This is a genomic window from Sphingobacterium sp. IITKGP-BTPF85 (genome assembly GCF_001006065.1).
GTDB classification, from domain to species: domain Bacteria; phylum Bacteroidota; class Bacteroidia; order Sphingobacteriales; family Sphingobacteriaceae; genus Sphingobacterium; species Sphingobacterium anhuiense.
The window spans coordinates 1-23,036 of sequence record NZ_ASZT02000085.1; the positions used below are offsets into that span (position 1 = coordinate 1).

General features: G+C 38.5%; 21 protein-coding genes and 1 tRNA gene. 5 read left to right on the forward strand and 17 right to left on the reverse strand.

What is annotated here, in order from left to right; genetic code table 11:
• Positions 1 to 438: 438 nt before the first annotated feature.
• The 3 genes from L950_RS16030 to L950_RS16040 are packed head-to-tail and all read left to right on the forward strand — an operon-like array spanning position 439 to position 4,483.
• Positions 439 to 1,110, forward strand: a complete 672-nt coding sequence (locus L950_RS16030; RefSeq protein WP_197086466.1) for a two-component regulator propeller domain-containing protein — start codon at positions 439 to 441, stop codon at positions 1,108 to 1,110.
• An 11-nt stretch (positions 1,111 to 1,121) separates the two neighbouring features.
• Positions 1,122 to 4,223: a two-component regulator propeller domain-containing protein gene (locus L950_RS16035; RefSeq protein WP_031289433.1), complete on the forward strand. Its 3,102-nt coding sequence runs from the start codon at positions 1,122 to 1,124 to the stop codon at positions 4,221 to 4,223.
• The gene (locus L950_RS16040) at positions 4,220 to 4,483 is read left to right on the forward strand and encodes a helix-turn-helix domain-containing protein (RefSeq protein ID WP_031289435.1); all 264 of its coding nucleotides are present in this window, start codon (positions 4,220 to 4,222) and stop codon (positions 4,481 to 4,483) included. The genes L950_RS16035 and L950_RS16040 overlap by 4 nt, the downstream gene beginning before the upstream one ends.
• Positions 4,484 to 4,635: 152 nt before the next feature.
• Here L950_RS16040 and L950_RS16045 read toward each other — a convergent pair whose 3' ends face one another.
• The 12 genes from L950_RS16045 to L950_RS35580 form a co-directional block, all read right to left on the reverse strand.
• Positions 4,636 to 5,493 (reverse strand): glycoside hydrolase family 43 protein, encoded by an 858-nt coding sequence (locus L950_RS16045; RefSeq protein ID WP_084825466.1) that lies wholly within the window; start codon positions 5,491 to 5,493, stop codon positions 4,636 to 4,638.
• Between the two features lie 44 nt (positions 5,494 to 5,537).
• Complete coding sequence (locus L950_RS27960; protein ID WP_021192007.1) at positions 5,538 to 6,233, reverse strand: family 16 glycosylhydrolase; 696 nt, start codon at positions 6,231 to 6,233, stop codon at positions 5,538 to 5,540.
• A 307-nt stretch (positions 6,234 to 6,540) separates the two neighbouring features.
• Positions 6,541 to 6,819, reverse strand: a complete 279-nt coding sequence (locus tag L950_RS30300; protein WP_021192008.1) for a hypothetical protein — start codon at positions 6,817 to 6,819, stop codon at positions 6,541 to 6,543.
• Entirely contained in the window at positions 6,816 to 7,055 is a 240-nt protein-coding gene (locus L950_RS35570) for a RagB/SusD family nutrient uptake outer membrane protein (protein ID WP_262507110.1), read from the reverse strand. The genes L950_RS30300 and L950_RS35570 overlap by 4 nt, the downstream gene beginning before the upstream one ends.
• The gene (locus L950_RS30310) at positions 7,013 to 8,107 is read right to left on the reverse strand and encodes a RagB/SusD family nutrient uptake outer membrane protein (RefSeq protein WP_021192010.1); all 1,095 of its coding nucleotides are present in this window, start codon (positions 8,105 to 8,107) and stop codon (positions 7,013 to 7,015) included. The genes L950_RS35570 and L950_RS30310 overlap by 43 nt, the downstream gene beginning before the upstream one ends.
• Positions 8,104 to 8,535, reverse strand: coding sequence for a hypothetical protein (locus tag L950_RS30315; RefSeq protein WP_021192011.1), 432 nt, complete (start codon positions 8,533 to 8,535; stop codon positions 8,104 to 8,106). The genes L950_RS30310 and L950_RS30315 overlap by 4 nt, the downstream gene beginning before the upstream one ends.
• A gap of 12 nt (positions 8,536 to 8,547) precedes the next feature.
• Positions 8,548 to 10,800 carry a SusC/RagA family TonB-linked outer membrane protein gene (locus L950_RS16060; protein WP_156169719.1) on the reverse strand — a complete coding sequence of 751 codons (2,253 nt, stop codon included), beginning with the start codon at positions 10,798 to 10,800 and terminating at the stop codon, positions 8,548 to 8,550.
• Positions 10,764 to 11,753 carry a TonB-dependent receptor plug domain-containing protein gene (locus L950_RS28765; RefSeq protein ID WP_156169720.1) on the reverse strand — a complete coding sequence of 330 codons (990 nt, stop codon included), beginning with the start codon at positions 11,751 to 11,753 and terminating at the stop codon, positions 10,764 to 10,766. Before L950_RS28765 ends, L950_RS16060 begins: the two co-directional genes overlap by 37 nt.
• Positions 11,754 to 12,010: 257 nt before the next feature.
• Positions 12,011 to 13,384, reverse strand: a complete 1,374-nt coding sequence (locus L950_RS16065; protein ID WP_021192012.1) for a sensor histidine kinase — start codon at positions 13,382 to 13,384, stop codon at positions 12,011 to 12,013.
• Positions 13,374 to 14,054, reverse strand: coding sequence for a response regulator transcription factor (locus tag L950_RS16070; RefSeq protein ID WP_021192013.1), 681 nt, complete (start codon positions 14,052 to 14,054; stop codon positions 13,374 to 13,376). Before L950_RS16070 ends, L950_RS16065 begins: the two co-directional genes overlap by 11 nt.
• Positions 14,055 to 14,342: 288 nt before the next feature.
• Positions 14,343 to 14,552, reverse strand: coding sequence for a Pr6Pr family membrane protein (locus tag L950_RS35575; protein ID WP_156169721.1), 210 nt, complete (start codon positions 14,550 to 14,552; stop codon positions 14,343 to 14,345).
• Complete coding sequence (locus tag L950_RS35580; protein WP_021192014.1) at positions 14,549 to 14,998, reverse strand: Pr6Pr family membrane protein; 450 nt, start codon at positions 14,996 to 14,998, stop codon at positions 14,549 to 14,551. Before L950_RS35580 ends, L950_RS35575 begins: the two co-directional genes overlap by 4 nt.
• 405 nt (positions 14,999 to 15,403) lie before the next feature.
• On the opposite strand from L950_RS35580, the gene L950_RS16080 reads away from it, so the two are divergent.
• Positions 15,404 to 15,478 (forward strand) — tRNA-Val (locus tag L950_RS16080).
• A 60-nt stretch (positions 15,479 to 15,538) separates the two neighbouring features.
• Here the strand turns inward: L950_RS16080 and L950_RS16085 are convergent.
• From L950_RS16085 to L950_RS16095, 5 genes are all read right to left on the reverse strand, one after another.
• Complete coding sequence (locus L950_RS16085) at positions 15,539 to 16,717, reverse strand: acyloxyacyl hydrolase (protein WP_021192015.1); 1,179 nt, start codon at positions 16,715 to 16,717, stop codon at positions 15,539 to 15,541.
• A 288-nt stretch (positions 16,718 to 17,005) separates the two neighbouring features.
• Complete coding sequence (locus tag L950_RS35585) at positions 17,006 to 17,449, reverse strand: SusD/RagB family nutrient-binding outer membrane lipoprotein (RefSeq protein ID WP_052764439.1); 444 nt, start codon at positions 17,447 to 17,449, stop codon at positions 17,006 to 17,008.
• A gap of 14 nt (positions 17,450 to 17,463) precedes the next feature.
• Positions 17,464 to 18,306, reverse strand: coding sequence for a SusD/RagB family nutrient-binding outer membrane lipoprotein (locus L950_RS35590; RefSeq protein ID WP_052764440.1), 843 nt, complete (start codon positions 18,304 to 18,306; stop codon positions 17,464 to 17,466).
• A complete protein-coding gene (locus tag L950_RS30320; protein WP_197086467.1) occupies positions 18,303 to 18,452 on the reverse strand; it encodes a hypothetical protein in 150 nt (49 codons plus the stop codon). Before L950_RS30320 ends, L950_RS35590 begins: the two co-directional genes overlap by 4 nt.
• A 14-nt stretch (positions 18,453 to 18,466) precedes the next feature.
• Positions 18,467 to 21,733 (reverse strand): SusC/RagA family TonB-linked outer membrane protein, encoded by a 3,267-nt coding sequence (locus L950_RS16095; RefSeq protein WP_021192016.1) that lies wholly within the window; start codon positions 21,731 to 21,733, stop codon positions 18,467 to 18,469.
• A gap of 441 nt (positions 21,734 to 22,174) precedes the next feature.
• Here L950_RS16095 and L950_RS16100 point away from each other — a divergent pair, with 441 nt between their 5' ends.
• Complete coding sequence (locus tag L950_RS16100; RefSeq protein WP_231577333.1) at positions 22,175 to 22,948, forward strand: TonB-dependent receptor plug domain-containing protein; 774 nt, start codon at positions 22,175 to 22,177, stop codon at positions 22,946 to 22,948.
• The last annotated feature ends 88 nt before the right edge of the window (positions 22,949 to 23,036 follow it).

A 23,036-nucleotide genomic window follows, 5' to 3' on the forward strand; every position in this document is an offset into this window, starting at 1 on the left:
GGCTTTTTAGTGTTTCAAATTTTTCCCTGAGTCTTTCTACAGACTCATCTTTATTATTTTCACATCGAATAAAGCATTCTCCCTATGAAGAAGAGTTTCACAAAAACCTACCTATTTCCGTCCGAATATCATTGCTTTATCGATCAAAACTACCCACCTGTATCTTCATTTTAAATGATCTGTTAGCTTGATAAATGTAAAGCAAACAGTTATTATTTATTAAACATTCTATATCTTTAAAAAATCACCGGTTTTAAAGATAAAATATGTGTCCAAACGAGGTACCGTTTAGCGTATAATGTCTATCTATAAATTTATGATATTTAAAAATATTTGATATTTAAAAATCTGACAACAAGGGAAATAGCAGCATTTTTTTGGTAAATAAAAAGCCATTTTTAAACAAGGTAAATGCTGTTGAATGGAAAAATCACAACAATGAACAGTCATAAATTTCATCAACTAATAATTTCAATACTGATTCTATTGTATTATACACGACCGTGGAGTGCAGTAAGCCAAATTACGAATTCGAACATCAATCAACAAATATCGAACAGTTCGGTTAAATCAATCTTTCAAGATAGCCAAGGCTACATGTGGTTTGGCACATTTGATGGATTAAACCGTTACGATGGTTACGAAATCAAAGCATATCGCAATCAGCTGAATCAGACCAATAGTCTTCCCCACAATTATATTTATTGCATTGTAGAAGATCAATTAAAAAAATTATGGATCGGAACAGGACAAGGCGTTGCTATTTATGACCGAAATTTTGATACCTTTTCCCTTCTGTCTTTCTTAGACTTTGACAATCCTGAAAAAAAATATATCATGAATGTCGACACAAAGACGATTCAAGTCGACAAAAAAAACAATGTTTATATTGGGACAAACGGATTAGGACTATTACTCAAAGAAAATAACCGGGATAATGCCATCCGTATTCCATTAAAATTTGACAAAGAAAGATCAGTAGTGGATTACTCAGTTCCTGTTATTCATATTGATAAAAAAATCAAATCTGGGTACTTATTAGTGACAGAGGTTTATATCGATTCGATATTCAAAATCAAGAATTACAACTTATCAATCATGATATTCTAGAAGCAACAAGTATGACCAGTAATCAAACTGGTGATATTTTTATTGCAAACTATCACGGTGTATACATTTTTCATAACGCATCTCGAAAAATATCAAAAGTATTTCAAAAAAATTTAAGTTCGGATCAGGTCAATCAACTAACCCTAGTCAATGACGATCAGCTATGGGTTTCTACGCAAGACAATGGCATATCCATCATCGATTTAAAAAACGATAATGTGCGCTACCTGAATCAGTCTTCCTTAGCTCCCAATGCTTTAACGAGCAATGCGATCTATACAACCTATGTGGGAAAAGACAACAAAAAATGGATTGGAACTGCTAAGGGAGGTATCCATTTGATTGATGATCAGCAACTGAATTTCCAATCACAGCAGGATATATCATTACAAAACAATACTAACTATCCAAAATTTGTACGCTCCTTTGCTCAAGTTGATCCATCCACACTTTGGATAGGCACAGAAGGAAATGGATTGTATATATGGAACCGTTCCACAAACCTATTTCGATCTATAAAAAAAGGGGATCAGAACTTAACGGACAATGTCATTAATAATATTTTAGCAGATCGTAAGGGTAACATCTGGTCTGCAACCGACAATGGGATTGTCCTATATGAGCAACATGGTAAGTCTAAAACCTACACGTGTATTGCCAATAATGGACTGATCAATAGTAGCGTACAGATTCTATTAGAAGATGCTGCAGGAAATATTTGGGCAACTACTTTTTCAAATGGATACCTCTACAAATATAACCCGATCACAGATCGATTCGAGCAATTCAATGATTCCTTAATCGATCTGAACTGCTTAACCGAAGATAAATCAGGAAGTCTTTGGGCTGGAAATTATAACACATTAATAAAGATTAATAAACAAGCGCAAGCTTTTGAAACTTATCACATTGGAAAACCCGTCCGTTCAATCTATATCGACAGCAAAGGTCGTATGTGGATCGGAACCGAGGGTCGTGGACTGATTGAATTTGATCCAAACAGCAAAAAAATAAAAGTTAATTATTCCCAGAGCAATGGACTCTCGAACAATTCTGTTTTAAATATCTTAGAAGATCGGAAAGGAAATTTATGGTTGAGTACTTTTAATGGTCTGTCTAGATTTAATACAACTACAAAATCATTCACAAATTACGATCAAACAGATGGTCTGCTGAATAATGAATTTTCGTATAGTGCCGCTCATAAACTAAGTGACGGACAACTCATCTTTGGCGGTATCAATGGATTTGACTTATTCGATCCAGACAAGATCCAAGCCAGAAAACATATACCATCACTGGCATTGACTACCATCAAAATTAATAATATTAAACTGAATGACTCCACTCATCAGGTTCAACTCAATGATAAACATCAAATTTCCCAAATAACCTTACCCTATGGATCATCAATATCCATTGACTATGTTGCCCTAGAGTTCGCCTCCCCCAACAAGATCAAGTACAGGTATATGCTCGAAGGTTGGGATAAAAATTGGAATGATGCAGGAGTCTCCCGTTCCATTAATTATAATAATCTATACGAAGGAAAGTATACATTACTGATCAATTCAACAGATACTGAAGGCAAGTGGACAAAAAATATTGTACCGCTAACGATCCGTATATTACCACCCTGGTACCGTACGTGGTGGTCTTACCTGATTTATTTATCAGGGATAGCATGTGCCTTTTATTACTACAATCGCTATCGAAACAAACAAACGGCACTCCAATACCAGGTTGAAGTTTCGCAATTGCATGTCATCAAGGAACGTGAAATTTATGAAAAAAGGCAAGCCTTTTTCACGAACATATCACATGAATTCAGGACTCCACTTACTTTAATTATTAATCCTATAACAGACCTGTTGCAAAGCGATGAAAATAACCGGAATTCAACCACATTACAAGTGGTGCACCGTAATGCCAAACGCCTTTTAAGTCTTGTCGATCAATTATTGATTTTTAGAAAAGCGGAGGAACAGGGTGAGAAACTTCACATTAGCCAATTTAACTTACACCACTTTGCAGAAGAGATCTATTTCTATTTCTCTGCACAAGCAAAATTACAGCATATTGATTATCAATTTTCTGCAGATCATGATGACATTATCATCCAAGCAGATAAAGAAAAAATAGAGATTGTACTTTGTAATTTAATCTCCAATGCCTTTAAGTTTACTCCAGAACACGGTCAAATTACTTTTACTATAAACTGCCATCCAAAATATATACAAATATTGATCAAAGACTCCGGCATTGGAATTCCGGATCATATCGGCGATAAGATTTTTGAAAAATTTTATTCGGACAACCGCAATGGAACAAAAAAACAGACCGGATTTGGAATTGGCATGTATTTGACCCGAACTTTTATAGCGATGCACAAAGGACATATTTCCTATCAAAGCTCGCAGGACCAAGGAACTGTTTTCGAGCTCAAGCTTCCCTTACTAAACGAAAACTATCAACGGGACCATTCATCCAATCCAAATAGTAATTATACCTCAACGTTAATGGAAACATGGATCTCTTCACCAACAGAAACAACAAACTCGTCTAATAAGCTTCATTCTGTTAGTCCAAAAGTAGGTTTATTAGTCGTTGATGATGATGATCAACTACGAGATTATTTGGTTAAGCTTTTTGAAAATGATTATATGGTCTATCATGAAGCAAACGGCATCGATGCATTATCTACCATTAAAAGTAAGCAACCCGAGGTTGTTATCAGCGATGTAATGATGGATGGTATGAACGGTATAGAGCTCTGTCAAGCCATAAAATCCAATCCATTATCCAGTCATATTCAAGTTATCTTACTCACCAATAGTGCTTCTTCAAGCACTAAGCTAGAGGGGATCCGGTTTGGTGCAGATGATTATATGAGCAAACCATTTGATGCGGCTGTATTGCGTGCCAGAGTCAATACGCTAGTCAAAAATCGTCAGCATCTACAAGAGTTTTTCTTCAATGCAATTACCCTTCAGTCCAACACATTAAAAATAACCGACAAAGACAAAGATTTCATTGAAAAGTGTATTCGCATCATCGAGGAGAATTTATTAGAAGATTTGAACGTCACCTCCCTATCTGCAAAATTGGTATGAGCCATTCCAATTTATATAAAAAGATAAAAGCCATATCCGGACAAACAATAAATGAATTTATCCGATCGGTCAGGCTCAAAAAAGCTGCAGAAATATTAATCAATACGGACGCAAAAATTAATGAAGCTGCTGATATGGCTGGATTTTACGACATCAAATATTTTCGTGAACAGTTCAAAAAGCTATTTGGATCAAATCCTTCAGATTATGTAAAAAAATATCGAAAAGCATTTCAAAACAGATATCGAATGCCCGATTAGACGATTAAATTACAGTACCCATTAAGGTAGAAAAATCTGTTTCAAATTGTTTATAGCACATTTAAAACAGATTTTTGATGCACCTTAAAGGTAGATTGATTTATACCAATGTTAAAAACCTTAAAGCAATGAGATTAACGAATGTCCAAATTTCATTTAAATACATCAAGCTTCCATTGATCTTTCCATGAGACGGTTACCGTACCATTCTTAAGGTCAATCGGGAGCCAGATGTAGCGACTATCCAACAAATTTTTAGGCTTCCAACGGTCCGCCATAAAAATAAAGGCGTCCTTCTTTCCCGCAACAGGTAAAACAAAAGTAGATTGCGCGTCAAAGGTAATTTGCGCGTCGGGGCCACGCATCGGATCTCCTAAAGAAGTCCAGGGTCCAAAAAGATCATCTGCAACATGCAATTCCGCCTTATTGGGTGCCCAACCTGTACAACCGCTTGTAAACAAATAATATTTTTTATTGTATTTAAACAATGCAGGAGCTTCGCGATGATTTCTAAACAATAATTTATCCGATGCTGTAGGAGCCAAATAATCAAGAGTCAACTTTGATAATCTCAATTCGTAATTCTCATCTGAAGAATAGATGTGATATGCAACATCATCATCATCCACAAAAAGTCCCATATCCCTCGACATATGACCATTAGGTCTAAAGCTGTCTACCAGCTTAAAAGGACCTGTGGGAGAATCACTAATTGCAACCGCAGCCCGCGCCGCGGCATAACCTTGACCTTTCAACTCGAGATGAAACCACATCACAAATTTCTTAGTCCTTTTATTGTATATGACCTTTGGTCGCTCTATGATACAACCCCAAGCAATATCACTCTCCTTATCATCTGACGGAGAAAAGGCCAATTTCTCAAAAGTCCAGTTATAGAGATCCTTAGAAGAATAAACATTGACACCCTGTGATTCAGTTCCCCCTCTTTTCTCACCATACCAATAATAAGTGCCACTATGATGAACAATTCCACCACCATGTGCATTTATGTGATTGCCTTTATTATCCTGCCAAAGCTCGCCAGGTACAAATTTTACTTTTTTTGCTGTTTATCACTCTTTTGATATACCCTGACATAATCAATCTCATATTTGGCCGGCAACAGATTTTCATCAACTTCTCCTCCGTTGATACCGCCTAAAGCTAAATTAAGTAAGATATAATGTGGCTGTTTAAAAGGATTAAATCCTGTACCATCACGGTTTGTCAATTTATCCAGCTTCACTTTATTCATCAGTATATCATCCACATACAAAGCAATCTCATGTTCATCCCAGTACATGCTCCAAACATGAAATTGTTTGGCCCATTCTATTCCCCCTAAATTTGAAACCGCTTTTTTCTGACTATGCCAGTTCGCCTGCCATCTTTTATCCGTCCCAGAAGCAATATTTGCTAAGATATTACCCTTATAGTATTCCATAATATCTATTTCCCCGTTCGAAGGCCATTCTTTTTCGATTCCTAGCGTCCAAAATGCAGGCCACAATCCGTTACCCACCGGAATACGGGCCCGCATTTCAAAGATGCCGTACTTCCAGCTATGCTTGTCAGATGTATTAATCGATGCAGACGTATAGCGGATATCTGATCGCGAAAGCGCCCAATGTGGAGTGTCCGGTTTATAAGTAGGATTAGGTTTAATCTCTCGTCTAGCTTCAATAGTCAATATACCGTCTTTACAGGATACATTTTCTTTCTGATACCATTGGTCTTCCTGGTTACGCATGAACCCCTCCTCAAATCTCCAATTTTGATCATTTACAGAACCCTTTTGATCAAATCATCAGACCAGACCAATGTATATCCTTCCTTAGAAACATGTTGTGCACTTACCTGTATAGCAAGATGCAATAGAAAAATCAAGTAGTATAGTTTTTTCATGAATAAAATACGTTATTTATTAAAATCCTTTTAAGTCTCTTTCTCCTTAGATCGCGCTTTGCATAAAAGATCCCCCATCTCATATTATCATGGAGGGGGATACTAGGCAAAAAAACAATTCTTTAATTGATGTCGACAAGTAGGTTAACCTATCAATAGCCTGTTGCCCCATTTCCGGCAACCAAAGGCCATCCCGGATTCTGGTAAATAACAGCATTTTCAATACTTCCGTCTACCGAAGTAAGTTGAAAATGCTCTATGGCTACAGGAGATAGGTAATGCGCCATTGCAAATTTAATTCCAGCATATGACAACGCATTACTGCGGACTTCCAAAGGACGCAGATAAATACTTAAAGCCGGATCGGAGACAACAGATTGATCACTCGAAGCACCATATTTCAACTGCGCCGCCGTATACCATTCCTTCATTGGCCCCAGAGTTTAAACCCTTCATAATGATCGGGAGTCGTAATTAACTGATCCATTGCTCTCCAGCGTTTTAGATCCATCAATCGCAAACCCTCGGCCATCAGTTCGTTTCTTCGCTCCCTGCGGATATTATATAAGGTCGGTGAAACAAAATTTCCAGCAGAATAAACGCCCCAGTCTTTCTTTTCCAAACTCATATTTGTTGCCGCAATAGTTGCATTAAAATCAGGATCCACCTTTGCCCGCGTTCTGATTGCTCGCCAATAAGCCTCCGCTTTTCCATCCAGATTACCATTTTTTCATAAGAAGCCTCAATATAATTTAAATAAGCTTCCGAAGCTCTAAACGTAATACTTCCGGTATATCCGCCATTATTATTTGTCTGTAGACCATCATAGGAGATACCTTTACGGATGGTGTATCCTGTTGTATAACGACGTTCCCAATCTGTTTCCCATATACTGGGATACGGTTCCACCAAAGTATAGTGTGTACCTGCGCCAACATTGATCAGCACGTTTTTCTGTCCCGGTTCTTTCAAAAACAACTGCAATCGACCATCACGGTCTTTGCGCACATTTGCAATGTAATCATCCCCATGATATCCGCTGCCGGAAGCATATACCGGAAGTCCATTTTTCATTAAGAAACTCTCGACCATACTACGCGTTAAGCCAACCGCATAATTACTTCGCTGTTGATACACAGGAACATTATGGGTAACCAGACTTTGATTATACTGGCGCCATAACAACACTTCACTATAGTTGGACATATCAACCGCTCCAAACATGCTGAAATAAGGATTTTCATTATTGGCCGATTCGATGATCCCCGTATTATTGACCAGAGCAACCGCATCTGCAACCGCGGCGGCAGCAGTCATGGATGCTGACAAGAAAAAGTCAATTTCCCCATCAATACTTCCAGAAGGAAACGTATAACTTTTCAAATAATCTTTCGATTCCCCTGGCCAACCCGCACCCTTAGGTACAAAAGCAGTTCCTTTAAAATATTTCAACCAGGTACCTTCATATAAACCAACGCGCGATTTTAAAAGCTGTGCAACATGTTGTGATATCCTCTGTTTCTTTCCATCGGGAGAATTTGTCTTCAATAAAGTTATTGCCGAATCCAGATCAGACAGAATAAAACGTGCTACTTCATTTCGAGGCGCTCGTTTACTCGCTTCTATTAATATATTTTTATCCTTATCGGACATGACATTTTTAATGATCGGAAAATCACCCAATGCCTGCAGTTTTGTAAAATAAACATAAGCTCTCAAAAATAGGCCTCTCCTATATAATGCTCCACATTAGATGCATTACCCAGTAATTTCTTTTCCTTCCATTTTGGCACCACGGTGTTGATAAAATAATTCATCTGGTAAATATTTGAAAAGTTCCAGTCACCGCCTTCAGCTCCAACACGCCATTGACCTGGAATAAAGCGGTTATCTAAATTTGGCATGGCCATGTTGTCCGTATTACCATCAATTCCAAATGTTCCAAATGACCACGTCCCGTGCGAAGGAAACACCTCCGTATAACGTGCAATGGTATAAGCCGCTAATTGCGATTCTTCCGTCAGGTAAACTTCTGGGATGATTTGGGAAGGTGGATTAATATCCAAATATTTATTACAAGAAGAAAGACCGACCGCAGTTATCAATCCCAATTGAAATATATTAAAAATTTTATGCTTGAATTTCATGATGAATTATTTTTAAAAGGTTACACTTAAGCCCGCTGACCATACTTTTGTTAAAGGATACACAGTACCGTTACTGCCTCCGTCAATGGTTTCAGGATCGAACATCCCCGCCACCTTCGATCCCGTCCAGACGTTTTCTCCTGCGATATACACACGTAAACGTTCGACACCAATACGATTGGTCGTCGCTTTAGGAATCGTATATCCCAATTGCACATTTTTTATTCGGATATAGGAAGCATTTTGTAGGTAGCGACTTTGTATTTCTTGATTTTTAGAGGTACCAAAAGTCGGACGAGCATAGTATCCATCCAAGTTTTCACCAAGTACATTATCTGCTGTACGGAAATAATCTAAATGATCCACCAAACCTGTAGACCACCATTTACTATTTGTCGCTCCCCAGAAATAATAGCCTCCTTGCCATACATCACGTTTCATGACACCTTGAAAGAAAATACTGAAATCAAAATTCTTATACTCCGCATTTAGATTTAAACCAAAAGTATACCTTGGTGTGTTATTTCCGATGACGCTCAAATCCCCTGAATTTCCTTCCGTACTAGCTCCTTTATCAATTTTACCATCACCATTTATATCTTTGTACATCACATCACCTGCGGCCCATTGTGTACCGATAGCGCTCTGACCTCCATTGGGAAGCGATGCCAAATGACGATCCATTTCCTCTTGTGATTTTGCTATCCCCAGCGTCTGCAAACCCCAGATATCACCCCATCTTTGGTTTGTACGGTATTTATTTAATACACCAATCTCATTTGGATATCGTGTTATTGTTGTTACGTTATCCGAAATCAAAAACTTAGCACCATAACTTAATCCGCCTTTTGTCCGATCATTCCAACCAATAGTTGCTTCAAAACCCTGTGTTTTCAAGTCCGTATTATTGGTCTCTGGTACTTGAGTACCCAATGTAACAGGTAACTGCGGAGCTGGGCCTACCATATCGTAGGTTCTACGATCAAATACTTCAAATGAACCTGAAAGTTTGTTATTTAGTGCGGCAAAGTCAACACCAATATTGGTGGTGTTAATAGACTCCCATGTCAATAGCGCACTGACTAATCCCGGAGCCGAAGCTGTGTTAGGACGTGCATTATTGATTAACCAACCGCCATTGTTTGTTCCCGTAGGTTGCACCACATAAGTTGGATACCATATTTCTGTATTCTGATTACCCAATTCTCCATACGAAGCTCTGAACTTAAACATATTGATATAGGGTAACGCCTCTTCAAAAAAGGTCTCTTTTGCCACATTCCAACCAGCAGAAACAGAAGGAAACCATCCCCATCTACTATCACTTCTGAATCGAGAAGATCCATCATAGCGCAAATTTGCTTCGAAAAGATATTTATCCCTAAAATCATAATTTAATCGACCAAAAAAACCTGCCGAAGCCCATTTTTGGTATTCCCCAGAAACCGATGGTACTACAGGATTGCCACTGATATCTGTTCCTGAAGCAATATTAATAACCGGTTGATCCGGTAGGATAATTCCATCCCTTTGCACGCCTAAATTACGGAAAGCAGTTTGTTCCGCTTGAAATCCGACCATCCCTTTAAAATGATGATCGCCCATGCGCTTATCATACTCTGAGTAAATATTAATATTGTAGTAATTCTCCTTCAATCCAAATTCGTAGACATTCGACGTATTTTTATATAAATAAGGATTACCATTTACATCATGATTATACAGTTTTTGAGAATCCCAATGACGAAATTGTGTTGTCGTACGATAATTGAGATTAGCAATCGTTTTCCAACCTTTTAAAGGCTCCAATGTTAATTGCAATTGCTGATAAATGTAATCTTTGGTTGAATTATCCACCCCGCCCTCTTTCATAACCAAAGCAGGGGAAGGCGAACTATAGAGAAATCCATTCGGGTCGTATAACGGGAGCGTGGGCCATCCTTGACGACCTAAATCATCATAAAAACTATTGGTCAGTGCGGCAGGTCGTTCATAATCCTCTCTTACCAATCGCGCATTATAGCCAATTTGAAAAATGTCGGATACTTTTGAGTTTATTTTTGCCGAAATCGCATACCGATCATAATGATCTGTATTGAAGGCCATCAAACCCTGCTGTTTCATAAAATTTCCTGACAGATAATACGTAGTTTTATCCGATCCTCCGTTCAGGCTTAAGTTATGCTCATGTGAAAAGGCTTGATCCCGATACATCGCTTTAAACCAATCTACATTATCATTACCGTATGCATAGCCATCTGCCAATATTGCGAATTGTCCGGAGATACAATAATTGAATTTTTATTTGATCCGTTTTGATAATCTAAAATGCGCTTCAGGTATTCCTCAGAAAAATGAGGCGTACCATTTCCATTTACTTCCGCCTGATTGAAATATTGGGCAAACGTATAAGAATCCATCATCTTAGGCATTAATGTCGGTTTATTCATTCTCAGACTATTGTTATAATTAACAGAAGTCTTTCCAACTTTTCCCGATTTTGTTGTAACTAGGATAACACCAAATGCGGCTCTAGAACCATAGATAGAAGCAGCTCCAGCATCTTTAAGTACAGATACACTTTCGATATCCTGAGGGTTGAGAGCTGCTAATGAGCCTTCTGATCCATCGATCAAAACTAAAGGTGAAGAAGAAGAAGTTCCTATCGTCCCTACACCACGAATATTTATCGCTGGATTAGATTCCAGACTTCCACCATTTTGCGAAATATTTAATCCAGGAGCAAGACCTTGCAAAGCTTGAATCGCATTTCTCACTGGTCTATTTTCCAATTGCTTCGCATCAACAACAGCAACCGACCCTGTTAGATTTGTTTTTTTCTGTGTTCCAAATCCAACAACAACAACTTCATCCAAAAGGTCTCCCTCAGACTCCTTTAATGTCACATTTAAAGTATAAATACCATTCTTTGAATCGGTGATATCCTGAAGAACAACACGTTGTTTTTCATAACCAATAAAGGTAAATATAACAGCATTGGCACCCGTTGTATTTAAACTGTATTGACCATTAGCATCCGTTTGTGTTTTTAATGAAGATCCTTCGGCAGAAACCGTCACTCCGGGTAAAATACCCGCTGCATTAGTAACTATACCCTGGATCTTGGTGATTTGTCCGGAGGCATAATTAAAGCCTAACAAAAGAAAAAAAAAGATAAAAAACCCTTTTCCTTTCCAAAAAAGTACATTTCCTTTCATAATTATAATTGGTTCGTTTTAAACAATCCAATATTAGGAAACAGAGCTAATTAAAGAGAGGGGCTAATTCGTAATTTTTGAGGGTGTAATTAGTTTAAACAAAAATACATGTCTTAAGTTCCTTAAAACCAATAAATTGAAAAACAACAGATAATGAAGGAAAATTACTTTTCCCTATCTATTTTCATGCTGATGAAACCAACATGAAAACAAAATTTTTAAAATAAATTCCTCTTAAGGGCACAAAAATAGAAAAATTACTTAGGGATATAGACGCTAACAGATGTCCCCTTATTTTCAATCGAGGAAACCGAAAGTATGGCATGATGCAATTCAAAAATATGCTTGGCCAGTACTAATCCTAATCCGTTTCCATAGATTGCACCCACATTGGAGGCCCTATAAAAAGAATCAAAAATATGCGGCTGATCGTGTAATGGGATACCGATACCATGATCCGCAATTTTGACTACCACAAGATTTTCATGACAGACCAGTGAAATCGTGACCATTTTTTTATCCCCGTACTTACAGGCATTAGAAACAATATTACTGAAAGCAATATAAAAGAGATCCGGATTTACAAAGATATTCATCTCACTGCTATCCTCAGGAATATGCGAGAAATCCAGAAAGATCTCACAGTCCGGGTTCATGCTTTTTTCACTCTTCTGCACATCATATAAGAGTTCATCGATCCGGATCCACTGTTTGCTTTCGATCTTACCCTCAAATCCGGTGCGTGACAAGAGCAAAAGATTATTGATGATGAGATTCATCTTTGAAGCATGTTTAACAATTGCCTCGACCGAGTAATACGCTTCATGATTTTTATCCAGATGATGCAAGGCCAGTTCTGCTTCCCCACCAATAATCGTTAAAGGCGTACGTAACGAGTGGGATGCATTGCCGATAAAGCTCTGCTGTGATTTGACCGAAATATCCAGTCGTTTCATCATCGCGTTGAAATTGGAAATCAATATTCCGATTTCATCATCATCATTCGAATAGTTATTTTTAACCCGTTTGTTCAGATTTGATATATCCACCTGAGTCAATTCCTTATTGATAGCTTTGATAGGTGCAAGCAGTCTATTCGCGAAATAAAAAGACAGCAGAACAACCAAGATAATGGCTAATGCCCCACCTGAAATTAAAGTATGATCCAGTATTTGTTGTTCATCATGTCCATACTCATCAACTCCAGCAGAAATTACCAATAGGTTTTCCTTGTGTAAAGAATCGACAAAAAATAGGGCTACATAGGAGGTTTTATTATGCAGAAACTGCGCTTTTCCGTTCACAATAGCTTCTTCATAGAAGGCATCGGGTAAAGGGAGATCGGGTTTATAGCGGAGATCGGTATGCCCTTTAACAATCCGCAACAGATAATCTTTACCTTCAGAAAGCTGACGTAGATATTTTCGGGTTACTTCGTAATACACCTTATTATTATACGCATCATTCTGTATGATATGATTACCAACAATAGTGGCATTTTCTTCCAGCCGGTGATAGAATTTGGTCTGCAGACTGTCCTTCGTAAAATAAGAAACATATAGGGCGAAGGATACAATATAGGCGATCGAGATCGCTGAAAAAAGGACAATGACCTTCGTTCTAATTTTCATTTCTCAGTATATAGCCCATACCGATAACAGTATGGATAAGTTTCTTTTCTGTAGGATAATCTATTTTTTTTCGCAGGTAGTTGACATAAACATCCACCACATTGGTACTCATATTAAAATCCATACCCCATACTTCTTCCAAAATATCAACCCGGGATAAAATCTTATTTTTATTGACCATTAGATATTCCAGTAATCGGTATTCAGTAGCCGTCAGAATTACGGATTTACCTCCACGTTGCACATTCTTACTGTCTCTATCCATGACGAGATTATCAATAGTAATGGTGTTACTGGTCGTGGTCTGCTGTCTGGCCTTTCGAGACTGCCGATTGATTCGCGCACGAAGTTCGTCCAGTTTAAAAGGTTTGGTCAGATAATCATCAGCATCACGATTAAATGCTTCAACAATATCTTCCGTCTGATTTAGTGCACTTAATATCAAGATCGGCACATCTTTATTCGTCTTCCGGATATTTCTACAGATCTCCAACCCGTTCATCCCCGGAAGCATCACATCCAAAATAATCAAGTCATATTGGTTAAGACCCGCCATTTTTAATCCCGTAAATCCGTCCATAGCGACACTGATCGAATGGTTTTCTCCTTTCAATCCCCTTTCAATCAACGAAATTACAGATGGCTCATCTTCAACAAGTAGTATTTCCAATTCTTTTTTATTTTAATGTAAAACAGTAACGAGTGACAAGTAACGCAGTAACATACTTTCTAACCCACTAACTTTTTAACCATCTCACCTCCTGTTATGTGCCCCAGTACATACTTTCTAACCCATTAACTTTTTAACCATCTCACCTTCTATTAAACATCGCAATAAGAAGGATCTCACAACTTACAAAAATAGGCAATTTATTCGAAGCAATCTGCTCTAGTATGGTTACAAACTACTATTATCTAAATACTAAATACTTCTATCTAACTACTATTATCTCAATATTTAATAAAGTGTATTATTATTTTCCCTTGCACGGCTAATCCATGCGAGCAGTTGACAGAGAACGACAAAGAATATTGTTAAACCGCATACGTAGGTCATAACCCCCGCTGTACCTCCGGCAGTTGCAGGATCTAAAAACGGATAAGGATACCAACCCGTTATCGAAGCTCGGATAAACGTGTAGATGACCCACAAAAACGGGAATATCAATAAATAAAAGGCTTTGCGGATGTAATCGGTTTTCGTGAAGGCCATAACAACCACCAGACAGTAATAAAAAATGGACCAAATTCATGCAGAATAAAATTGCTCCAGCTAAAATGGTCTGGGTCAAGTTGCGTGTTACGAAGCAGAACGGCAAATACAATCCCGGTTACCATCATATAAAGAACTGCTCCCGCGCGAAGATACCTGAACCATTCACCAAGTTGCTTATTTCTAAAAATTGCCACAGCCGCAATCAGGTAAGTAACCATCGCAATAAAATTACTCTGGATTGTAAAATAACTGAATCTGTTCCAGCCATAACCAGGAGATGTCGGATCCACATTCCAGGCGGTCCAAGGTTCAATAGAATCCAAGGTAACGATAGTCATTATGATTAATACTACCGCATTAAGTCCTTTCACATTCTGAGGTAAAGCCGTTTGTTTCATAGTTTCTCAAATGTCAATTCTCTCAAAAATAATTAAAAAACTTTTAAATAGTGACCGAGTAATCTTATATCGTCTAAATACTATTAAATAATCCGGCAACAAAAGTTCTAATCGACTAACTTTCTAACCTTCTACCATCTAACTACTAATTACTAGTATCTAAATACTATTAAATAACCCGGCAACAAAAGTTCTAATCAACTAACCGCTTAACAATCTAACGTCTTAACCAACTAACTTTCTAACCTTCTACCATCTAACTACTAATTACTAGCATCTAAATACTAAAATCGAACTGCTTTTAAATAACTAACTTTTATTTTACAAATAAAATTGCTTTATTTGCACCAGTTCATTCAGGCATAGGGAAGCAAACCCGTTTCCGTGACCTAACGGAACAACAATGGAGGCTTAGCTCAGCTGGTTTAGAGCACTACCTCGACAAGGTAGGGGTCACTGGTTCGAACCCAGTAGTCTCCACAAAAAGAGCATCTGAATGCTATTCAGATGCTCTTTTTATGATGTATTTTTATAATAATGCTACTTTTTCTTTTTTAACTGCAATCCATATCCCATAGTCCATTCGATAAAGTCCGCTTTTCCGGCATGTGCTTTAATAGATACACCTGTAAAAATATCGCGATAAACTTTGTACCGCACCCCGGCTCTCAGATAGATCGGGCTACTCTCACCATTAAATTTATTACGGTGTAAATAGGCTCCAACATTACCATTAAGATATAATCTTGAATTCAGAACGTGATCAATGTAAAATGCCGGTCCGTAAGAAAATAACGCTGAAAATGACCCCGCTTTATCGCCTGCAACTAGTTTATCGTTACCGCTAGCGGAATAGAAAGCATCCATTCCGGCACCGATACGCCATTTATAGCCCAAATGTTTACTATAGTAAGCGCCAAGGGTTGATTTAAAGTATTGCTTATCATTTTCACGATCAATCTGCTTAAATCCAAAAGCATAATTAAAATGGAGTTCCTGCTTATCTTCCATTGGGGGAACTGTCGATTTTCTAAAGTCAAAAGGTTTGCTTGAAGGGCTATATGCCACAGAAAGACTGAGCGGTAATAAGTTTATTCCTGTATTGGGCAATGCCAGGGCACCATTGCTGAAATGATGAAAAGCAATTCCTGCTCCAAGTTGGAATTTTTGACTCAACCGGTAATTTGCCTGTACCCCAAGATCGATGTAAACATTATTCTTACTGCCAATAATCAGATTTAAAGGATTATCCTCTTCGTTATAAGGATTGAACCGCCCAGAAAGTCCCAGACCAATTCGGTAATTAAAATTCCATTTGCTATCTACTTTTGGTGAAATAGGAATGGCAACAAAGCCATAGACTGCAAAAGGTTTACCAAGATGCTCCTGTCCAAAAGTACTGCTATACACTCCAATACCATAGATCGGGTAATTGTATAGTTCATTGTACACACTCGTGACAGAGTCACGGTACTGACTCTGAAAGCCAACGCGGAAATTAATACCACTGTAATACGAATCTGCAAGCGTTTCCTTTGTACGTTCATTCATCTTCAATTCACCGCCACTTTCATGTTCAAGCTGAAAGATCAATCGAGGTTTTCCAGAGCCAACTGATTTACTGGAATCCAAGGAGCTGGAAATGCGGGGACTGACCTGCGCCGTTAAGGCAAAGGAACTAAATGTGAGCGTGATAAAAATCAGAATTCGTACGATCATTAAAGGGATGTTAATTTAAATAAAGATTAATTTGTTTGCAAAAGTAGCAACTCCTAAACCAATTGCAAACACTATACACAAAATTTCAGCTTATCGCTTGCATGGGAACAGGTGTATCAATCACTTTCTCACCTTCCGAATAGTCATATAGTGAATGAGTAATCTAAAAGTCTAAAGCTGAATTTCTAATCTTCTCACAATCTAACCTTCCATTCATCACAAAAAATGAGCCGATTACGTGATGTAATCGGCTCATAAAATAAAACGATATGATATTGCTCTAAAAAACTATTTTTCCCACCATACTTTCGTGTGGTAAGTATCTCCCCCCATTTGCGCAACAGCCTTTGCATAATGATCTGGGTTAAACCTTCTGACCTCATTTTTATACATAAAACGCGATGGCATTACCCCATCATGAAACATATAAGGTGTTTTAGGCAGTTTTGGAAAACCCGTGCGACGATATTCAAACCATTGCTGATAATCCACCATAAATAAACTCAGGTATTTCTGCATCATAATGCGTTCCTGAGTACCATCAAATTTTGCGGATTCATTCTCAAAATAAGTTGCCGGCATAACACCACCATATTGTTCTATCGAAGCTTTTACACCTTTCTCGTACGCCGTTTTAGCTTCATTTGTCAATCCTAATGCTAAGTAAGTTTCTGCTTTGATAAATTCAACCTCAGCATAAGGCATGATCAGTTCTTTAACAGGAGTACCCACCGCTTCTGGATATACTAAATCTCCATTCGGTGTGCTCGGATTGAAGTTATAGGCAGAAAGATCGCCGGAATGCCTGCCGGGATTCCACGATAGCCTATGCTCTCCACTTTACCATCTACTAAACGTGTCGCTTCTTTCATGATAAAGGGACGGCGAGGATCATTCAAAGCATTCAGATTGTCTACAAAAAATTCAGCCATTGCCGTAAAATTCACGTAATCCTGTCTTCTTCCCCAAGCATAATCATAAGGTGCTAAGCCCGTCACCTGTACCACCGCTGCTTCTGCATTCGATTGAAAAATCGGATAATCCGTCGGGTTATCTAAAATTGTCTTTATTTTTGAATAAGCATCCATACGTTTCGACTGACGTAAATAATAGCGTAGTAGTAACGAATTATTAAATTTACGCCATAGCTTTTTATCATTCTTATACAGGATATCTTCCCCATTCATGACAGATTCACCCTGATAAAGCTTGTTCGCCTCTTCCAATCCCTTTACCATATCCGCATAAATCTGTTCCTGCGTATCAAACTTAGGTTTCGTTACGCCACTTTCAGCCTGCAGACCTTCAGACAAAGGAACGTCTCCAAAGCTATCGGTTAAAATACCTACGATATAGGCTTTCAAAGTCTTAGCAACAGCCTGATAAGCTTCATTATTACTTTTCAACGCAGCCGCTTCCATTTCGCGGATATTACGCAGATAAGCATAGCTTGTATTCCAAGTGCCATCGCCCGACTGTTCTGTAAAATAGTAGCGGTGGATGCCATTCGCAGCGCTGGGATTGGCCAAACCTGTTTGCATAATTTCCCAGGTAAAGTCATTACTTCGTACTGTAAAATAGGTACTCATCCATATACTGTGGGTGTAATTAAAGAACCGGGTGTCACCTGTTCAATTTTATTGGGATCTGTATTTAATTCATCAAAATTTTTGGTACAGCTTACAAGACTAGTAAGTCCAGCTAAAAATGCGATACCGATATATTTTTTATTCATCTCTAAATTCCTCCTTAAAAGCTCACTCTCAAATTAACACCATATGTTTTTGTGCTCGGCATTTGTCCCATTTCCACTCCCGGCATAATCGTAGCACCGTTTAATGCGGCAGTCTCCGGATCGAACATCGGGAAATTGCTGATCATAAATAAATCTCTCCCGAAAAAGGCGATAGAAGCACTATTCACTTTCCAGCGGGATATTAAATTTTTAGGTAAAGCGACTTCAAAACGTACTTCACGAAGTTTTAAATAAGAAGCATTAAAACTATTCGTCTCGACATTCGCACGACGGTAATAATCACCATACCAGGTATTGATAGGCACTTCTTTTGTATTTGGGCTGAAAGTTCCGTCAGCATTGGCAATCACACCTTCACCAGCGATCATTCCTGTCTCTCGTCCCTTCAACGTGTTGGTCAGTTTACCCTGTTCCGACATTTTATGGTGCGTTTGGGAATATACTATACCCCCATATTGTCCATCAATCAAAGCACTTAGGCTGATGTTTTTATATCGGAATTCATTGCTGAATCCACCCCGCCAATCGGCATAGGCATTTCCTATCTTCACCTTATCCGATGGTCGAACAGGAAGTCCTGATTTTCCATCAATCAGAACCTGTCCAGCATCATTACGTACCAGGCCATATCCCCACAGATCACCCGTAGATCCACCAACGGTTGCAATAATCTGTGCAGCGCCAGATCCACTAGAAGCAATAATCTGCTGCGGTGTATCTACTCCCTCACTTAATTCTAAGATTTTGTTATCATTCTTTGACCAGGTCAAAGTCGTATTCCATTGGAAGTTTTGATTTTTAACCGGTGTACCCGTTAAACTGATTTCAAGACCTTGATTTCGGATTAAACCGCCATTAATGATGGCAGAACTGTATCCCGTCGTCAGATCTAATGGCACCGTTAAGATCTGGTTCTTAGAGCGGTTGTAATAAAAATTGATATCAGCCGTCAATCTATTGTTCAAGAATGCAACATTCAATCCAGCCTCCGTAGAAGTCGAAATTTCGGGTTTCAGTTCCGCATTATGTAATTTTGAAGGAGCTTCTGCTGACCCTGGGAAAATAGAACTTGAGTAATATTTACTCGTTTGATAAGGATCTGCATCATTACCAACCTGTGCCCAGGATAGACGCAACTTGGCAAAAGAAATCGCCTTTGGTAAAGCCATCAATTCACTTAATACAAAACTACTGCTCACCGAAGGATAGAAGTAAGAACGGTTTTCCGCAGGTAATGTTGAAGACCAGTCATTGCGAGCGGTAACATCCACATAAATTTTATCCTGCCATGATAAATTCACCAAACCAAACATACTTTGGATCTCTCTGCGTGTTAAACTATTACCGTCGGCTAATGCATTCGTCAGGGCATTGCTCAATTTATAAATACCAGGTAAATTTAAACCTCGAGCTACCCCTACAGCTTCTTTGATATTCCGCTTCATCAAGTTACCACCCATCGTAGCACGGATCTTAAAATCTGGCGTAAGTTGATCGTTATACGTCAATAAGGCGTCAGTATTCGATTCTAAATAGAAGATATCCTGCTGTTTATAGTAGCCCTTAGGGAAATTTGCTGTATCCCAAGGACGGCGTTGCTCGCGCAGGTTAGAGTTCATATTCATACCAGAACGTACCATCAATTCCCATTTCGGATTGAACGTATATACACCTTGTACCATTCCATCAAAACCATTGCTATTTAGGCTATTGGTCATTTCATTGGCGATAACAAATGGATTTTCAATATAGGAACTGAAAGGATGGATCTGTTTAATATTCTCCTGACCTTTTTGCCACATCGGGCGGTACCAATCCAAATCAATACTTGGATTTTGAAAGATCATAAAGTAGGAAATCGACTGATTATTATACCCCGTTGCAGGCAGATTATCACTCGTCTTATTCGTGTAATTAGCTTTTAAATTTAATTTCAATTTATCACTAATTTGAGCACTTGTATTGAACGATGCTACCAGACGTTCAAAGCCTGTGTTCGGCATGATCCAATTATTTTTGGTATGTGTGATGGAACCGCGGGCCGAATATTTATCATTTCCGCCATCCAATGCCACACTGTTCATATAAGTCGCACCGGTTTTAAAAAAACCTTTTACACCATCTTTATAAGGTACCCAAGGAGTACGTGTAGCACCCTGACCTTCAACAGCCGGATCATATTGGTAAAACAGCTGTCCATCAAATTTAGGTCCCCAGGCACTGGAAGTGCCTCCCGTACTCGCGCCATCTTCACTGAGCCCGTACGAATAGTAAAGCTCTCCAGCAGCATTACGGTTTAGGTTTCCCTGACCATATTCATACTGCAAGTCGGGCATTTTCAATATATCCTGAAAACTTGTATTTGAATTAACCGTAACGCCCATTCCCTTAGCATTCCGCTTACCCGATTTTGTCGTAATGATCAATGCACCATTACCTGCTCTGCTTCCATATAATGCAGTCGCAGCTGCACCCTTTAGCACGGAGATCGACTCAATATCATCCGGGTTGATATCACCAAGCCCATTCCCAAAATCGACCGGTACATCCTTATCTGCACCACTCGATCCAGCTCCGTAAGCATCCGTTACGCCAGAACTAAAGCGACCATTTACCATAGGCACACCATCAACAACAATCAAGGCCTCATTTTTCGTCGGATCTAAGGATTGATCACCGCGAAGTGTAATTCTAGCTGTATTCAAAGGACCTGAACTCGCTTGTGTAATATTAAGACCCGCAACTTTGCCTTTCATCGCATCCACCCAATTGCTGGATGCCGCATCGGTCATCTGCTTACTGCTGATGGTACTAACTGCATAACCTAGTGATTTTGCTTCTCTTTTAATTCCCAGAGCCGTCACGACAACTTCAGAAATTGCAACGTCTGAAGATTCTAAAGCAATGACAACTTGCTGTGCATTGGACGTAAAAGTGCGCTTTACCGGCTGGTATCCCACACTTTTAAAAGTTACCTGTTGATTCGGTAGGGCCTTAATTTCAAATTTACCTTGTGCATCTGTTGTTCCTAGAGCTTTACCTTCCACCAAAACCGTAACTCCCACAATAGGAACATTTGTTTTTGTATCGACAACACGTCCTGAAACGATTATACCTTGTTGTTTGATCGCTAAGGTTTCCTGCTTAGAAAAAAAATTGTTGTTCGCTTCAGCAGTCGTCATTCCTAATCCTGCGATCAATAGCAAAGAGGTAGCTTTAGATACAGGATACCGATAAAATTTAATTCTTCTATTTTTCATTCTTCATAAGTCTTCAAAACACAGCAAGCAATTGCAGGGTTGTTTAAAACTGTTGCAATACTACGCATGTAAGATCAATTATGGGTTAAGGCTGTGTTAACATAACATTATGTTTAAGCTTCCATAAAAATGAAGCAAGCTAATGACGGATATATTAGGAGATATCACCTCGTTATACAATAGCACAAAAAACTTCTTAAGTAGTTAAGTAGCTGAATTTAGTCGCAATTTCTTTTTGTTAATACAAGATCACAAAGAGCAAATAGAATAAATTTATTTACGTTAGATGTCTTTTATAATCTGTAATTGTAAATACTTAACGAAGCATTTTACGCAATCGATTGTCTTTTTTCAACTCTTTTGTTTTAATTTTTTTTGGTGTATTTTGGACACCTATGATGACAAATCATAATATAAACCACACTCACTAATTAAAACATTATGATAAAAAAGATTACTAAACCTTTTTTTGTAACTAACTTTTATCCCATTACATCTGCCCTCATGTTGGCTTTGACTATGCCAAATCATGTACATGCAAGTAATACAGATAAAATTATTGTACAACTTCAACTCAACCAGCAACAAGCTGTCTCTGGCTCAGTATCCTCCAGTTCCGGCCCCCTTAATGGTGTCACAATTACTGTCAAGGAAAATCCCACAATCGCAACTTCAACTGATAAAAAAGGACAATTTTCAATAAAAGCCAATTCAGGACAAACCTTAATTTTTTCATTAGTTGGATTTGAAAAATTAGAACGTGTTATCACATCTGGAAACATGTCTATACAGCTTACCGAATCCAATGAAACGTTGAATGAAGTTGTAGTGGTTGGTTTTGGAACACAGAAAAAAGTCAACCTAACTGGAGCAGTACAAGCAATCAGCAGTAAAGATCTACAAGATCGTCCGGTAACCAATGTATCAACGGCCTTACAAGGTAAATTTGCAGGAGTAACCATCATTCAAAATTCAGGTCAACCCGGGAAAGACGGTGGAACGATTCGTATCCGTGGACTGGGTACCACCAACAATGCCAACCCTTTAGTTTTGGTAGATGGTGTGGAGAGCTCCATGAACAACATCAATCCCAATGATATTGAAAACATCTCTGTCCTTAAAGATGGCCCTAGTGCTGCCATTTATGGATCTAAAGCCGCCAATGGGGTTGTTTTTGATCACGACAAAAAAGGGAAATGGGCGATCCGCAATTAACCTATACCGGTTATGCTGGCTGGCAAGATCCGACACGCTTACCTAATACATGCGATCATACGATCATGCTGTTATCTTGAATGAAGCC

What these genes read in the sequence shown, in the direction of transcription:
- L950_RS16030 (WP_197086466.1), top strand. Translation starts at nt 439, where the DNA reads ATGAACAGTCATAAATTTCATCAACTAATAATTTCAATACTGATTCTA.
- L950_RS16035 (WP_031289433.1), top strand. Translation starts at nt 1,122, where the DNA reads ATGACCAGTAATCAAACTGGTGATATTTTTATTGCAAACTATCACGGT.
- L950_RS16040 (WP_031289435.1), top strand. Translation starts at nt 4,220, where the DNA reads ATGAGCCATTCCAATTTATATAAAAAGATAAAAGCCATATCCGGACAA.
- L950_RS27960 (WP_021192007.1), bottom strand. Translation starts at nt 6,233, where the DNA reads ATGCGTAACCAGGAAGACCAATGGTATCAGAAAGAAAATGTATCCTGT.
- L950_RS30300 (WP_021192008.1), bottom strand. Translation starts at nt 6,819, where the DNA reads ATGAAGGAATGGTATACGGCGGCGCAGTTGAAATATGGTGCTTCGAGT.
- L950_RS30315 (WP_021192011.1), bottom strand. Translation starts at nt 8,535, where the DNA reads ATGAAATTCAAGCATAAAATTTTTAATATATTTCAATTGGGATTGATA.
- L950_RS28765 (WP_156169720.1), bottom strand. Translation starts at nt 11,753, where the DNA reads ATGAAAGGAAATGTACTTTTTTGGAAAGGAAAAGGGTTTTTTATCTTT.
- L950_RS16065 (WP_021192012.1), bottom strand. Translation starts at nt 13,384, where the DNA reads ATGAAAATTAGAACGAAGGTCATTGTCCTTTTTTCAGCGATCTCGATC.
- L950_RS35580 (WP_021192014.1), bottom strand. Translation starts at nt 14,998, where the DNA reads ATGAAACAAACGGCTTTACCTCAGAATGTGAAAGGACTTAATGCGGTA.
- L950_RS16085 (WP_021192015.1), bottom strand. Translation starts at nt 16,717, where the DNA reads ATGATCGTACGAATTCTGATTTTTATCACGCTCACATTTAGTTCCTTT.
- L950_RS35590 (WP_052764440.1), bottom strand. Translation starts at nt 18,306, where the DNA reads ATGAGTACCTATTTTACAGTACGAAGTAATGACTTTACCTGGGAAATT.
- L950_RS30320 (WP_197086467.1), bottom strand. Translation starts at nt 18,452, where the DNA reads ATGAATAAAAAATATATCGGTATCGCATTTTTAGCTGGACTTACTAGT.
- L950_RS16095 (WP_021192016.1), bottom strand. Translation starts at nt 21,733, where the DNA reads ATGAAAAATAGAAGAATTAAATTTTATCGGTATCCTGTATCTAAAGCT.
- L950_RS16100 (WP_231577333.1), top strand. Translation starts at nt 22,175, where the DNA reads ATGATAAAAAAGATTACTAAACCTTTTTTTGTAACTAACTTTTATCCC.